Annotated in this window: 9 protein-coding genes and 1 pseudogene; 2 read left to right on the forward strand and 8 right to left on the reverse strand. The window is 71.2% G+C overall.

The window, feature by feature from the left end; genetic code table 11:
* Nucleotides 1–16: 16 nt before the first annotated feature.
* The 3 genes and pseudogenes from ACFC09_RS42070 to ACFC09_RS42080 form a co-directional block, all read right to left on the reverse strand.
* The gene (locus ACFC09_RS42070; protein ID WP_376537764.1) at nucleotides 17–1,414 is read right to left on the reverse strand and encodes a Helicase associated domain protein; all 1,398 of its coding nucleotides are present in this window, start codon (nucleotides 1,412–1,414) and stop codon (nucleotides 17–19) included.
* A 101-nt stretch (nucleotides 1,415–1,515) separates the two neighbouring features.
* A pseudogene (locus ACFC09_RS42075) lies at nucleotides 1,516–2,382 on the reverse strand (helicase associated domain-containing protein); the annotation flags it as partial.
* Nucleotides 2,383–2,814: 432 nt separating this feature from the next.
* The gene (locus ACFC09_RS42080; RefSeq protein WP_376537766.1) at nucleotides 2,815–2,964 is read right to left on the reverse strand and encodes a nucleotidyl transferase AbiEii/AbiGii toxin family protein; all 150 of its coding nucleotides are present in this window, start codon (nucleotides 2,962–2,964) and stop codon (nucleotides 2,815–2,817) included.
* A 205-nt stretch (nucleotides 2,965–3,169) separates the two neighbouring features.
* Here ACFC09_RS42080 and ACFC09_RS42085 point away from each other — a divergent pair, with 205 nt between their 5' ends.
* On the forward strand, nucleotides 3,170–5,935 hold the full coding sequence (locus ACFC09_RS42085; RefSeq protein WP_376537768.1) for a Helicase associated domain protein: 2,766 nt from the start codon (nucleotides 3,170–3,172) through the stop codon (nucleotides 5,933–5,935).
* 82 nt (nucleotides 5,936–6,017) lie between these two features.
* Here the strand turns inward: ACFC09_RS42085 and ACFC09_RS42090 are convergent, their stop codons facing one another.
* Nucleotides 6,018–7,157 carry a hypothetical protein gene (locus ACFC09_RS42090; protein WP_376537770.1) on the reverse strand — a complete coding sequence of 380 codons (1,140 nt, stop codon included), beginning with the start codon at nucleotides 7,155–7,157 and terminating at the stop codon, nucleotides 6,018–6,020.
* 213 nt (nucleotides 7,158–7,370) lie between these two features.
* Here ACFC09_RS42090 and ACFC09_RS42095 point away from each other — a divergent pair, with 213 nt between their 5' ends.
* Complete coding sequence (locus ACFC09_RS42095; protein ID WP_376537772.1) at nucleotides 7,371–9,695, forward strand: Helicase associated domain protein; 2,325 nt, start codon at nucleotides 7,371–7,373, stop codon at nucleotides 9,693–9,695.
* A 108-nt stretch (nucleotides 9,696–9,803) separates the two neighbouring features.
* Here ACFC09_RS42095 and ACFC09_RS42100 read toward each other — a convergent pair whose 3' ends face one another.
* The 4 genes from ACFC09_RS42100 to ACFC09_RS42115 all read right to left on the reverse strand — a co-directional run bounded on the left by ACFC09_RS42100 (nucleotide 9,804) and on the right by ACFC09_RS42115 (nucleotide 14,841).
* Nucleotides 9,804–10,862 carry a hypothetical protein gene (locus ACFC09_RS42100; RefSeq protein ID WP_376537774.1) on the reverse strand — a complete coding sequence of 353 codons (1,059 nt, stop codon included), beginning with the start codon at nucleotides 10,860–10,862 and terminating at the stop codon, nucleotides 9,804–9,806.
* A 77-nt stretch (nucleotides 10,863–10,939) separates the two neighbouring features.
* Nucleotides 10,940–13,453 (reverse strand): integrase, encoded by a 2,514-nt coding sequence (locus ACFC09_RS42105; protein ID WP_376537776.1) that lies wholly within the window; start codon nucleotides 13,451–13,453, stop codon nucleotides 10,940–10,942.
* A complete protein-coding gene (locus tag ACFC09_RS42110; RefSeq protein ID WP_376537778.1) occupies nucleotides 13,450–14,229 on the reverse strand; it encodes a TnsA-like heteromeric transposase endonuclease subunit in 780 nt (259 codons plus the stop codon). The genes ACFC09_RS42105 and ACFC09_RS42110 overlap by 4 nt, the downstream gene beginning before the upstream one ends.
* Nucleotides 14,230–14,379: 150 nt before the next feature.
* Nucleotides 14,380–14,841, reverse strand: coding sequence for a hypothetical protein (locus ACFC09_RS42115; RefSeq protein ID WP_376537780.1), 462 nt, complete (start codon nucleotides 14,839–14,841; stop codon nucleotides 14,380–14,382).
* Nucleotides 14,842–15,025 lie beyond the last annotated feature (184 nt).

Here is a 15,025-nt window from a genome sequence, read left to right on the forward strand (position 1 = left end):
AGCAGGCACCGATCGTCTACGAGCAACAGTCAGCTACCCTGACGCTCGCCGCATAACGACACGAACAGGTGTCCACTCCCCGGGGACAAGGCCCGGCATTCCACCACGGGTCCAAGGCCGCCAGCGCCCGCGCACGGTCTGGCGCCATCACCCAGGCCCTGGTCTGGACGTTGCCCAGCCACTCCCCAAGCCGATAGGAATCGACCACGGTGTCCTTTGGGACCGCGAGATTGCCGTGTTCGCGCAGATAGCGGCGGGCATGCGCCAGGCCGGCCGCGAAGGCTTCGTCCGCCTGCCGACTGTGTCCGCGCCGCCGCTTACCCTCCACGCGCTGGCCGCCAGGCCCCACACGCGCCCGTGCTGCGAGCTCGTCTACCAGAGGGCGCTGACGGTGAGCCGGAGCCACCGCCCACATCTCCTGGCCCACAGCGTTTGTCCTGCCCCGTGCCCGCACGCACTGATACGCCCACGCGAAGAGGGGGCCCGACGTCTCCTGCGCCAGCTGTTCCACGTACCAGGGCCGCCGCACACAGCCCGCAACAGCCGTCAAGAGCGTCGGCAGATCAGCCAGGCGAAAGGGAACATGGCCCTGTGCCTCGGCCACCACACGGCGCCGGAAGTCGTCACCGGCCAGCAGCGTGGCCAGGGCAACGGTCTCCGGATAGGTCACCAGCTCCCGCGCCACGACCTGCCAGGCGTCCTGGTCCAAGCCGTCGCTGTCCAGGCTCCGTAGCCGCGCCGGCCACATATGCTCCCGCGGCCACGTCTGCCACCACCACGTCGCGGTCACTGCCTGCGCCACCTCGAAAGCATCCGCTGCCCGCGTGGAACGGCGTAGCAGCCTCACGTGACGGTGCCGGGCTTCCATCACCTGCCCGCTCCTGGCCAGGTTCACCACTTGGCCGACCGTGCCCGGGACCTGCATAAGCCACCGGCGATGAGGCAGGCACACTCGCTGCTCAGGCTCCAGATACAGGCGAGCAGCCTCAGGCATTCCGGTACGCCGCGCCGTGCATGCAGGGCAGGCTGGTCCCCAGCGCCGCACCTTCTCTGCGGTGTGGTGAAACTGCGCTGCCGGCCCCGTGGCGAACCGCCGACGAGGCTCCTCCTGCGCCCAGGCGGGCAGCGCCCGTAGCAGGTGGTCCTGCGGGACGCGGCACAGCTGCGCTACCCGGTCCCGTGCTTCCTGGTTCAGATAGACCTCACTGTCCGGCCGCGCCCTGCCCATCACGTTCGGCAGTCCACCCACGTCGACGATCACCGCCAGCAGGTCCCTGAGCGCCATGCCGTAGCGCGCCGCCAGCCGGATCAGGAACGACTGCGTCATTTCCCCCTGCAACGGCCCCACGCGCAGCACACCGCCCGGCGGCGCGATCGGTCCAGCCGCTGCCAGCTTCCGATTCTCGCCGCTCATCAGCCCCCGTCCGTTCAGCCCTGGTCCCCGTAACCACCTGCGAGCCCTACCCGGTTACGGCTCCGCCCTGTGCGGCCTGGGCACCCCGCAAACACAGGCAGTCATGCCCACTCAACCCCCAGCTCTGCGAGAGCAGCGCGCTGCTCGGCGGTGAGTTTGTCCCGCCTCGATTTGGTGTTAGAGATCCATACGCCCAGCTTCACGGCCACCGGCTCGGCCTCGTCGTCGACGACGATTTCTTCGCCGTGTGCGCGTGGAACCGGCCTCCCCGCGCCTTCCCGCTCGGTCCACTGGGCGAGGGCCCTCACGCCGCGTTGGAAGGCTGCTGATGCCTTCCCTGAGGCATTGCCGTTCTTGGTGGCCGGTGCCGGGGCGGGCCGTTCAGCGGGCTTCACACCGAGCTCGTACAGCCGCCGCTGCTGCTCTTCCGACAGTTCCGCCCAGGAATTCGCCTGACGCTGGAGCCACCGTCCGAGGTCGTCGCCTTCGAAGAGCACGCCGGGCTGGATGTCGGGTAGGAAACCGTGGGGTTCGTCGGCGGCGAGGTCGGCGAGGATGCGGTAGTGGCGTTGCCAGTCCAGCGGCCACGGGCAGTCCCAGTCTGGGTCGATCTCAGCGAGCTGAGCAGCGCGGGCCACGGCACGCTCGGGATCTTTGCCGAGGCCGCCCTTGCGGCGGAGGTTGGCCATGTGCTGCCCGACAGGGATCAAGCCGTCCCCTGTACCCAGGCTCGCCCCCTCGCCCCAGAGAGCGTCCTGCCTCGGGGCGAGGTGCCCGCGTGCACGGCGGTACGACCGCAGCGCGGCCAGCTTGGCCTCCCACGCCTCCTCACCCGGTTCCCAGACCATCCCGGCTTCCGGCGCGTCGAGGAGCGTCTTGCGCCGTTCCTCCAGTTCCCCGGCCCGCAGGGCTTTCCTCTGCTGGTGCACCCATCGACCAAGCGGAAAATCCTTCGTGACCCCCACTTCGGTTGTCAGTCCTCTCTCTAGTTACGACATGAACATGGCCTTGAAGTGCACTGCATAGAGTTCATGGAGGACGCTTTGGTCCGGTGTTTGACCTGGGGTGGTATAGCTAAGTTGCTCGACCTCTGGTCTCGCTTAGGTTTTCTGAACTGCGGTGCTGTGGTTAGCCCGAGGATGTTGGAGATGGAGAGAGGATTTCCTTGGGGGGCGCGTCGACTAACGCCATGCCAGGATGTACCTTTTGGGTGATTACTCCGATCTTTCTGGTATGTCGAATCCCCTGTTGGCATGGGGCTGCTGCCCCCGCGTCCGGACGTAGGTGCGCTGCTGCTCGGGGTGGGTGGTTGGCGGCGGTGTCGGGGTCGGGCGGTGCGGGTGGAGGAGATGGTCTTGTTGAGGAAGGCGGAGACCACACTGTTGCGGTCGACCGGGATCTCATCGTTGAACACGGGTGGAGTGGGTGAGGTCGAACAGGTCGCGGATCGACTGCCGTTGCAGGAGGTACGTGAGCTTGTCGGCGAGGACCTCCTCCTGGTGCATCACCGTCAGGTCCGCGGCGCAGTCGGAGCGGTCGCTGAGGCCCACGAGGGCACCTGATCCGCCCGGGCACCCGACCGCACGGGTCGGCTCCGGTACCCAGGTGCGGCGGGCGGCCGGCAGGCCGCGGTGTGCACGCGGGCCGGTTCATTCGGTAGCTTCGGTCGCCGCCCGGTCCGCGGGCGGCTACCAGAGCCGACCCGTATCCGCGGACGCCGAACCGGGTGGTGCGCCGCGAACGCCGAGGAGCGAGATGCAGTTACGCCCCCATCAGCGCGAGGCCTTGGACGCGATCGAGGCCGGTGCCCGCGCGGGCCTGCGGAGGATGACGGTGGTCTCCGCGAGCGGCAGCGGCAAGACTTTGATCGCCCAGCGTGCTGCCGAATCGGTCGCGCCGACCGGCGCGACCGTGGTGCTGGTGCCCACCAAGGCGCTGGTCGTGCAGACCGCCTTGAAATGGCGCGAAGCTGGCTACCGCGGCCTGCTGTTCGGCCTGTGCTCCCTGTCCCAGCACGACAGCGGCATTCCCTGGCAGACCGTACGCATGACCAGCGACCCCGGCACGATCCTGCCCGCCGTCCAGCAGCGGCGTGGCGCCGCGACCGTGATCGTGACCTATGCCTCCCTGCGCCACCTGACCGACGCCCGCGCGCTCGGCGCCATCCGCTGGGACCTGCTGATAGCCGACGAGGCGCACCGCACGTGCGCCGGCTTCGCGGACGGCTGGGGAGCCGTCCACGACGACACTCTGATCCGTGCCACCACCCGCCTGTACATGACCGCGACCCCCAGGATCTGGGCCGCCCGCACCGGCACCGCCCAGGACACCGGTCGCGTCCCGCTGGCCACCATGGAGCACCAGGAGGTGTTCGGCCCGATCGTCTACCGCCTGGGCCTGGCCGACGCCATCGCGCGTGGCATCGTCGCCGACTACCAGGTCCTGGTCGTCACGGTCGACGACACCGACCGCGACCTGCTCGCCATCCTCAACGACGCCCACCCCGCCGGCAGCGCCCACCTGGACGGCCTGCGCAACGCCGCCGTCCAAGTCGCCCTCCTGCGCGCCGTCGCCGAACACAGGCTCCGGCGCATCCTCGCGTTCCACAACCGCGTTGAAGCCGCCGACGGCTTCGCCCGCACCCTGCCCACCACCGCCGCCAAGGTCCACGAACCGCTGCGCCGCACGCAGTTGTGGTCCCATGCCGTCACCGGCGAGCAGGACGACACCCTCAACCAGTCCCTGCTGGCCGCCTTTGACGACCCGGCCCACGACGTCGCCGTCCTGTCCAACGCTCGCCTCCTGAACGAGGGCGTCGACCTTCCCGACCTGGACGGCGTCGTCTTCGCCGCTCCCCGCTACAGCACCATCGACGCCGTCCAAGGCGTCTCCCGGGGCCTTCGCCAGCCGCCGGGCGCAGGCAAACGCACCACCTTGATCGTTCCCGTCTACCTGCCCCGCACCGGGGAGGGCGCCGACATCCTGGAGAACTCCGACTTCGCCGCCCTGATCGCGATCCTGGAGGCGCTGCGCTCCCACGACGAATCGTTCATGGACCGCGTCACGCTGCCCGAACCGACCCGCACCAACACCGTGATCACCCGCGAACTGCTCTATGCGGAGCCCGAACGCGCAGCGCAACTGGCCCGCGTCCTGGGCCTGAAGATTTTGATCCCCGCCGCCGGAACCTGGAGGGACGGACTGCGTGCCGCCACCGCGCACCACCGCGTGCACGGGAATCTGACCATCACCCTGGACTACACCGACGAGCAGGGCTTCGGCCTGGGACAGTGGATCGCGAACCAGCGCCTGCACCACTTGCTGGGAACCCTGCCAGCCGACTGTCAGGCCGCCCTCGAAGACCTGGGCATGTCATGGCAGTTGCCTAGCCCCACGCAGGCCATGCTCGACCACGCCCGCCTGTACATGCGCATCCACGGCCACCTGCTGGCAGCCCCTGACACGGTCGTCGGCGGATACGCCCTGGGCAGGTGGCTGGCCAACTGCCGTAGCCGGGCCGGCGCCGGAACCTTGGACGCCGACGTGCAAAGCGCCCTGGACCGTATCGACCGGTGGTGGAACCCGGCGTGGCCACCGGCATGGCAGCGCGCGTACGCCCACGCGAAAGCCCTCTACCCGGGGCCGGGCCAGCTCTGGCATCTGGCATCCCGGCCCCTGTCCCCGCAGGACCGGCAGGCGCTGCACTGGATCGAGAAGCAGGAGCGGGACTTCTTCAAAGCGCTGACCCCGGAGCAGCAGGATCTGCTGGTGCAGATCGGAGCCTCGCCGTGCACCGAAGCACCGCTGCGCCCCGTGCGAGCCTCGGGCCGTCAGACTCCCGACCGCCGCGGCGACGGTTTGGCGTACGCCGCCCGCTTCCTGGCCGAGCACGGCCACATGGACATCCCCGTGGAGCACATGGTCACGTGGAAGGGGAGCAACCGCGGGCCGGCCGGGTCCTTCCCCTTGGGGACTTGGTTCCAGGAGCAGAGAGCCGGCTTAGCCGCGCTGCCCGCCGACGAGCGCCGCGCCCTGAACGCGCTCGTGGAACTGGCCCGCCGGGCGGCCCAGCCCGGCCATGACCAGGCGCTGGCGACCCCCGCCGTCTCTCAGTTGCGCGCCCGGTGCGGAGCCGCCGCGACCGACGGTGAACCGCAGGACGCCATCGCGGACCTCACCGGCCGCCCGCACGCCCTTCCGGCCCTGTACCGGAAGGCCCGCATCTCCAAGAACCCGTTCGTGTGCATCGAGCGGTTGGCCGACGGTTGGAGCGCCCGGGTCGACACCAGCACCACCAAACTCGTCCTCGTCAGGCCGGAGGTCGCCCACCCCCTGCAGTACGCGATCGAGGACGCCATCGGCACAGGCGAGGCGGCCTGGGGGAGCTTCGGGCCCGTCCACTTCGGCCTGGGCGGACTGCCGGACGAGGACACCGCACGCCGATGGGCTGCACGCCTGTACCAGCAGACCCGCGACCACCTGCGCGACCCGATCGGCTACTACGGATTTTCGTCGAGGTGACGGACAAGGGACGGACGTCACCTCTTCCCTCTGCCCACATCGTCACCGCCGCCGACCGGGACGGGGTCTGCTGAGTCCCGCCTCAGGCGCGGCCGCCCAGGTACCAGCCCCGTGGCGCGGGCTGCAGCCGGTTGGTGATCAGCTCGCCGAGCTTCCACGGCAGGCAGCTGCGCTCGGCCAGAACAGCGTCCTGCGACGTCACCTTGTGCGGGGCGGGCAGTGGCAGCCGCCGGTACCGGCCCCGGGCCGGCCGCTCACGCCCCGCCTGCTCGTGTGCGGCTCGCGAGCGGGGCCGCGGGAGCAGAGTGTGACGCTCGAGCCAGGCCCCGACCACGTCCAACGCCGGGGCGGGCACACCCCAGGCATCCATCAGCGTGGCCAGCCCCGCGAGCCAGATCGAGTCCTGCCCGGGCGACAGGGTCCGCCGCTGGCGCCGCCGCTCGCGGGAGGCGAGCTCGTAGGCCAGAGCCACCGCCTCCGGGTAGAACAGCAGGGGAGCGACCCGCAGTTCGTCGCGCCCCGCCGCCCCCAGCAGGCGCCGGCGGGCCTGCCAGACGGCTGGGTTGAAGACGGGGACGTTCCACCAGCACGAGGTGATCGCGTAAGCGTCGGCGAACATCGCGCGCCCGCCCGGACCCAGCCGCCGCTCCAGCACCCTGCGCTTCCTCTCCGCGTGCAAGACCTCCGGTAGCCCCGCCAGTCGGATCGCACCGGCACCGGGTTCACGGCGGTTGTCCAGCCAGCGGCCGTGCCGCGCACACACCTGCCACGAGGCATCCACGGCCAGGTACACCTGATCCGTGGTGCCCTGCACCCGGGCACACAGCTCGCATCCGCGTACCAGGAAGCACCCGGGCGTGTCCCACGGCCAGTCCCACGCCGGCGGCCCGGCCCCCTTCAGCAGCCGGTGCGGGCGGGTGTTGGGCAGCGCGAACTGCAACTCCCCAACGCTGCGCCCGCACATCACCGACAGGCGCTCGAGCGCGGCGGTGTTCAGGTAGCCGTCGCCGTAGCGCGGCTCGCTCGGCTCGCGCCCCGGGCGTACAGAGCGGCCGAACATGAGCCAGAAGTCACGGTCAGGGATGCCGTTGAGGGCCGCCAAGCGCCGGGCGAAGGAACCGGTCGACTCCCCAGCGATCAAAGGGACTTTCCACAGTCCCAGCCGCTCGGCAGGACGCGGCCGCCCGGCCCGTCCCTGCCTCACCGTGCTGCGTCCGGTCATGTTCCCCACGATCCGCCCTATCTTCCCGCCCTGCGGCCACTGTTCCGCCTCGCGGACACCCCTCTGCCGATGTCCGATCTGCCGCGCCCCGGCCAGGTGCCGTTGGCCGAAAATACTCGCCCCGCCTCCGAACTCCTTCTATCGGAAGGTACCTTCCGCCGACATCCGGCGATCTTCGCCCGGGAGCGGAGCGGATGGGAAGGAGGCCAGGGGGTGGAACTGCGCGCGCACCAGCGCGAAGCACTGGCCCGGATCCTCGCCGCTGTGGCGGCCGGGGAGCGGCGGATGACCGTCGCGTCCGCGTGCGGCAGCGGGAAGACCCTGACCGCGCAGCGCGCCGCCCGGCATCTGGCCCCCAACGGCACTGTCCTGGTGCTGATACCCACCAAGGCCCTGCTCGTGCAGACCGCCCGCCGCTGGCGCCAGAGCGGCCAACCAGGCATGGCCCTGGGCGTGTGCTCCCTCAGCCAGCGGGCCAGCGGCCTGGACCCGGGAGCGGCCCTGATGGTGCGCCACCCGCGGGCCATTGTCCGCGCCATGCGCACCGGCGGGCCGGTGACCGTGTTCGCCACCTACAGCTCCCTGCACCACATCCGCCGCGCCCACGAGGGGTTCCAGCTGCCCGCCTGGGACCTGGTCATCGCGGACGAGGCGCACCGCACCTGCACGGCGTTCGGCGACGGCTGGGGCACCGTCCACGACGACGCCGCCCTGCCCGCCAAGCTGCGCCTGTACATGACCGCGACGCCCCGCGTGTGGGGTGCCCCCGCCGAGGACGAGGACATCCCGTTCGTGCAGCGCCCGCCGCTGGCCACCATGGACCGCCGGGAGATCTTCGGTCCGACCGTCTACGAGCTGGGCATGGCCGCCGCTATCGAGATGGGCATCCTGGCCGACTACCAAGTCCTGCTGCCCGTGGTGGCGGACGCCGACCTGTTCGGCATCCTCACCACCCCGAGGCCCGGCACGACCGCCCACCTGGACGGACTGCGCAACGGCGCCATCCAGGTCGCCGTCCTGCGCGCGATTGCCGAACACGGTCTGCGCCGCGTCCTGGTCTTCCACAACCGCGTCGCCGCCGCCGAAGCCTTCGCCGCCACCCTTCCCGACACCGCCGCCCAACTCGACCAACCCCTGCGGATCAAGGACCTGTGGGCCCAGGCCATCCACAGCCGGCAAAGCGCCGAATGGCGCCGGGACCTGCTCGACGACTTCGCCCGCACCGATGCGCTGGTGAAAATCCTGTCCAACGTACGGGTCCTGAACGAGGGCGTCGACATCCCCGACGTGGAGACCGTTGTCTTCGCCGACCCGCGATACAGCGTCATCGACGCCATCCAGGCGATCGGCAGGGGCCTTCGCCAGCCCCCCGGGGCGGGCAAGAAGACCACCCTGATCATCCCCGTCTACCTGCGCTCGGGCAGCGACGACGACTGGACGCGCGACCCGGCCTTCGCGAACCTGATCACCCTCCTGCAGGCGCTGCGCTCCCATGACGAGTCGTTCATGGACCGCGTCGCCCTGCCCACGCGCGCCACGGGAGCCGGCAGCGGCCTCGCCGCGTCCCGCAGCTCCTTCTACGCCCACCCCGAACGCACCGCCGCTCTCGCCCGTGCCCTGGGCCTGACCATCGCCTTGCCCGCGATCGGCTCCTGGGACACCGTGCTGGCCGCCGCCGCCCACTACCACGCCCGCCACGGAGCGCTGGACCCGCCGACCGGCTACGTCACCGCCGGCGGCTTCGCCCTGGGCGAGGCCCTGGACCGACTCCGCCTGCGCCGTCTGGCGGGGCGCCGGCTGGCCCCCGACCGCATCAAGGTCCTGGACCTGCTCGGCTTCTGCTGGACCCGGCAGGCGCCTACGTTCGCGTCCATGCTCGCCCACGCCCGCGCCTGGGCCGGCGAGACAGGTCACCTGACCGTCCCGGTCAGGGAGATCTTCGGCGGCCACCCGCTGGGCACCTGGCTGGCCCGCCAGCGCCGCCTGGCCGCCACCGGACAGCTGCCCGACCAGCACCGGCAGGCCCTGGACGCCATCGACTCGTACTGGAACCCCGCCTGGCCCCGCGACTGGCAACGTCGCTACCGTCTCGCTGTCCAAGCCCTCGCCGACGCCCGCCAGGCCACCTGCCCCTCGCCCGCCGCCGGTCAGTGGCACCAGACAGGCATGCAGTGGCTGCACACCCAACAGACCCGCTTCTTCGACCTGCACCAGGGCCAGCAAGAACTCCTGCTGGCCCTGCCCGTCCCGCCATTGCCCGGAGGCCTGTACTACCAAAGCGCCGGCGACGCCCAGCGCCACGACTTTCACCGGGCCCTTGGCCACCTGTCCGCGTTCGCCGCCCGTGAAGGCCACCGAGATGTGCCCGACGACCACCTCGAGCCCTCCTGGTGGGACCACAGCACCCCGGACCGGCCCCCGTTCGCGCTCGGCAGCTGGCTGCGCCGATGCCGCGAACACCCTGGGGCCCTGACACCCGAAGAGCTCGAAGCCCTCCACGCCGTTCTGCGGGACAACCCACAGCTCCCACCACCGTGATGCCCTGACACCCGCTGAGGCCGGGGCCCCGTGCTGGCAGCGGGAAGGGAAACGGCGCCAGCGGCCCGGCACGGGCTGCTGTGACACGTCGCCGTCAGGCGCGGCGGTTCACAGTTCCACGGTCCGCCCGTAGGGCAACTCCTCCAGCAGTTCCACGGTGAGGCGCTCCGTCCCCTCCCGGATCGCTTTCTGCGCCCCCTGGCAGACCAGCTGCGACAGATGCGTCATATAGCCGCGGCTGCGTGTGTGCAGGTACTCGCTCAACGCGACCAGGTCGCCACTTTGGTGCTCGTGCAGGCGCAGATCCCGGTCGAACAGCGTCACCACGCGCCGGAATCTGCGGACCCCCTCGTCGTCGAAGCCCAGTCGGCCGGTCCGCATCACCGTGTGGGCGCCGCGCCGGGCCTCGCCCTTCTCCAGCACCGCTTCCTCGTCACGAAGCAACGGGTCGACGATGGCCTGCGCCTGACGCCCGCAGTAGATGAACGTCGCCCCGGTGCTGGCGTTGATGTGATCCAGGTACGCGAACGTCTGCTCCGCCTCCGCCGCGGTGCGCAGCTGTTCCACTCCGTCGATCAGGACCAGCAGCGTGCGCGCGTTGCGCATCGCGATGATGACCGACTCGGTCGGGTCCCCGCTGTCGCGGCGCTGCCCCAGGAAGCGGGCGAACGCCCCCGGCCAGTTGCGGACGGTGCCGCGCACCGGTGCGGGGACGCTCAGCAGGATCACCGGGATCCGGTTCTCGTCCCGCGCGTACAGTCGCTCGAATTGACGTTCCCAGTGCACGCCGATCGCCTGCAGCACGGCGCTCTTCCCCGTGCCGCGCGGGCCTTCCAGTACCATCGGGGGCTTGCCGAGCCGGCGCTCGCGGTTGGCCCGCAACTGCTCGGCCACCAGGCGCAGCGCGGTGTTGACCGCGGGGGAGGCCACCGTGCGCATGTGTCCGTGCCAGCGCAGGCGCGGATCCAGATCGGTGACTTTGGTGCCCTGCGGGGCGCAGTCCGCCAAGTCCGGCGGTCTTACCTGCTGCTTGGACAGGAACCGCCAGGCGTGGCAGTCGTCCGGCCACAGCGGGCCCGGCGGCGCCAGGAACAACTGCTCGGGTACCTTCGCCGTGAGGAGCAGCCGCTCCTCCTGGCGTTCCAACTCCGTCTTGCGGCCCGTCACCGCACCCCTTCCAACGTCACCGTGAACAACCCTGCACCCTGCCGAGAACGGCACGGTCCCTCATCCATCTGTCCCCGCTACAGATCCACGTCGAACTCGTCCTGCTCCGCATAGGGGTCCGGCTCGGCCTCGATCCGCCGGTACCGCTGCGACAGGCTCTCCCCACCTGCGGTTGCGGGCTCCTCGGCCCAGGTCTGCGGGCCGCGCTCCCACGCCAGGAGTGCCGGATCGGGCGCGACGGCCGCGAATCCCCAGTCCACCCCGTCCACCCCCGCCGGGGGATCGCCGGGTGCGAGCGGGCCCAGCTCGTCCCACGCGAACAGATCCAGGCCCAGTCCGTCGACACCTGGGTCCGAGACCCGGGACGGCGGCGGCGCGGTCGCGTCCGTTTCCGCATCCTCGCGGGAAGCCTCAGCCGTGTCCGGACCAGGTGCGGCGGTTGACTGCTCAGCGGCCCGGCGGCGCCCGTAGGGGTCGAACACCTCGGAGGGGCCGGACGGCGGCGCGGGGGCGTACCCGTCCGGAACGAACGGCACCCCGCCGCGCTCCGGACCGCGGGAGGCCCGTTCCAGCAGTTCCGCCAGCGCCTCCGCGATCGCCTGCTGCGCGAACTCGTCCTTGAGCGACCCGCCGCGCTCCAGGTACTGGGCGGCCGCGATGTCCCACAGGAACTGCGTCCAGGGCTGGTTCACCCGGTGCTGGTGCACCCACACCGCCTCCACCCACCGGTTGGCGAAACGGTGGTCCCGCAGCCACACCCGCGACGGATCGTTCGGGGTGTACCGCATCTCCCAGCGTCCCGCGCATTTCCCGCGCAGATCCGACCGGGTGCGCCGGTAGGGGTTCAGACCCTCCTCCGGGTCGCGCTCGGGCCGGTCGTAGGTGCGCCCCTGGAAATGGATGCCCTGGTCGCTGACCCCCACCCAGGCCGTGGGCAGCAGCCGCAGATAGTCCTCCCGCGTCAGCGGGAGCGGCAGGTAGCCGTCAACCCGTACGCACGCGGCGTACATCTCGTTCGGGGTCCGGTGCGGCAGGTACACCTCGAAGGGGTCCGCCAGCTCCGGATGCGGCTTGTTCTGCCACTCCAGCGCGATCCACTGCTGCAGCAGGTCGTCCAACTCCGGCAGCGTCCACAGCCGTTCACCGTCCACGGTACGCCGAACCCGCACCGGGTCGTTACCGGTGTAAGTGTTCACGTACTGGCTGAACATCGACTTGATCGCACCGAACGTGCGCTCCACCACGGCCTTGTCCTGCCCGGTCCGCTTGCGTGCCGTGCGGATCGAGATGCCCAGGTAGGCACACGCGTCGAAGAACGTGCGCCCCGCGAACACCGTGCCGTGGTCGATCACGATCAGATCCGGCACGATCACCGGCCGGGCCGCGGCGTGCGCGAACCGCGGGTCGATCTCCACCAGTTCCGAGTACGGCAGCGCGGACACGCTGGCGTGCACGGCCGCGTCGAACCCGGGACGCATCGGGGCCGGCACCATGGCCTGAGCCAGCAGCTCACAGGCGTCGACGGCTTTGGTGGCGCGCCCGTTCGGGCGCGGCGGCGCGGCCTGCCGAGGGCGCCCGCGGTCCCGGCGGCGCTGACGCGGCTGCTTGGGCCGCAGTACCGCGGCGATGATCGTACGCGTCGCCACGTCCACCGCGATCGTCAGCTCCGCGCGCGCCGGCCGGCCGTCGTCGCCCAGCACCCACACGTCCAGGTCGGTCGAGTCGATCTGGACCAGCTCACCGGGCATCGTCGCCGTCGTCACCGAAAACGGCGGCGCGCCCGTCCGCCCGGCCGTCCGCGCGCCCGGCGCCCCAAGGTCGCGTGCCTTGACGCCCAACCGCTCCAGCAGCTTGTACAGCGTCTGCTCCGCCGGGACCTTCACCTGCGGCCCGTACGCGGCGTGCACCAGGCGCCGCAACTGCTTGAACAGCTTCCTCGCGTTGCTGGGCGTGTCCAGCCGCCGCCGCTGACGCTCCACCAGCGCCATCAACTGGTCCACCACCAGCGGGTTGGTCGCCCCGTGCAGCCGCCTTGCCTTGGTGCTGCGCCCGTCCACCAGCGCCATCACACTGCGGTGCTTGCGGTACCGCAGCCGCTTGGCCTGCACCGTCTGCCAAGACACCGTCACGCCCAGCACCGCGCTCATCTCCGCGGCCTTGGTCTGGTACCGGTCGATCAGCGTGGTGCGCGCCGGGTCGAACGCGGGCCGGGGCACCGCCCCCGGCGGCGCGCCGGGCGGCAACCCGGTGTCCACCTCGATCACCGCCAGCTCCCACCGCCGCGCCGCCTGCGCGGCCCACTCCGGGACGCCGTCCAGCAGCGCGAAGTCGGGCAGCTCTGCCCGCGCCACCGCCACGCCCGCCCCGTCCAGCACCGCGAAGTCCGACGCCGCTGCCAACACCGGCAACAGCACCGACGACACGCGGCCGCCGTCGGTGCCCTCCGCCAGCAGCACGTTCATCCCGTCCAGCCCCGCCACCTGGTAGCCGCGGCCGCGCCAGCGCACCCGGTCTCCGCGCACCAGCGCCCCGCGCGGCGCGTGCCGCACCACCACCAGATCCCGCGGCTCCTGCGCCGCCCGGACGCTCATGACCGCTCCACCGCCAGCGGGCCGCCGCCCTCCAACGCGCCCTCCGCCGACGCCCGCGTACTGATCGCGTGCAGCGGCCCCACCAGCGCCCCGGGCCCCAGCGGCTCGCGCCACCGCACGCCCAACCGCCGATGCCACAGCATGTGGTACAGCCTCGGAAGGGCCAGCGCCCGCGGCAGGCCGCAGTCCTCCACCCCCTCGGCCAGCGGACGGGGCTGGGCGAACGCCTCCGTCAGCGCCTGTTCGACCTGAGAGTCGCCGTAGCGCGGGTGGCGCCGTCTGGAGATCCAGCGCAGGTTCGCCAGCGCGGCCCCCGACGGCAGCCGTGGCGCAGCCAACAGCCAGCCCGCTTGCTCGCACGCCTCACGCAGCACCTCCACCTCCCGCCGGAATCGGTGGGCCGGACCCGCGGCCGGGGGACACGCCACCACCAGCGTGTCCCCGGACGCGGTGCGCACGACGAAGTCCGGTACAAGGCGCCGCTCGCGGCCCCGCTCACGCCACACCAACTGCGCCGACCAGGCGCTGAAATCCACCACGGCGGGGTGGAAGTCCAGCAGCATCGCCACCGACATCCGTTCCAGGGACCGGCAGCCCACATGCCGGCCGCTCGTCGCCGACCACCACCATGTGGCGATGCTGCGCTGGGGCGGATGCCGCGACGGCTGCCACACCGCACCTCGCTCCGCCAACGGCACCTGCCCCATCCGGGCCGCCGGCAGCAGGCGCCGCCGCTCGTTGTGGTCCAGATGCAGGACCTGCAGCTCCCGTACCATCCACGCCCCTCGCATCGACCCGGCCGGCCCGGCCCACCGGGCAGAACCCCCGCAACCTCATAGCACGACAGGTGCACCGCCGGGCCCAACTGGCCACAACGGCAGTCGGTTTCTGGACAACTCCACCACACCGGCAGCACCTGCAAAGGATCAACGACGGCGGGGTCCGGGCTGGCAGTCGCCGACCGTGGCCACGGTGACGGTCTTGCCGGCGTGTGCGACGCCGGGACGGAGTTTCTGCCGTGCGACGACGAAGGTGCCGTCGGTTCCGACGCGTCGGATGGCCCGCCGTGGTTGGGACAAGGGCGGTGGCAGCGGTGTCGTGGCAACCCGGGCGCCTGTGAGTCCGGCACGTTGCTGGTGCGGGATCGGGGCAGGCAGGGTCTTGACCAGAAGTCCGGCGTGGATGACGTACATCATGCTGCCGTCGAAGCGCAGGGTGACGCGCTTGCCGATCAGTTCGGAGCCGAGGGCGACGGGGGTCTGCCCGAGCGAGACCATGCTGTCCTTGGACGCCTTGCGCTCGACCTCGACCACCGTTGTGGGCGTCAGGGGTTTGTCCGCGCTGATGCCGCCTCGGGGCTCGGGCCCACCGACCCGCCCGCCCCGCATGATCAGCACTGAAGGTCATCGAGCGGGTTCGGATGAGCTGTCCGTCGAGCAGGACGTGGACGGTGCGCTGGCTGGCCCAGACCGTGACGGTCCGGCCGACCAGGGTCGGACTGAACTTCCATCTCTGTCCCTGCGGCAGCGTCACATGCCGGCCGGGACTGACCACCGTCTCGAACTCCACCGC

Source organism: Streptomyces sp. NPDC056161 (assembly GCF_042268025.1).
In the GTDB taxonomy this organism is placed as follows: domain Bacteria; phylum Actinomycetota; class Actinomycetes; order Streptomycetales; family Streptomycetaceae; genus Streptomyces.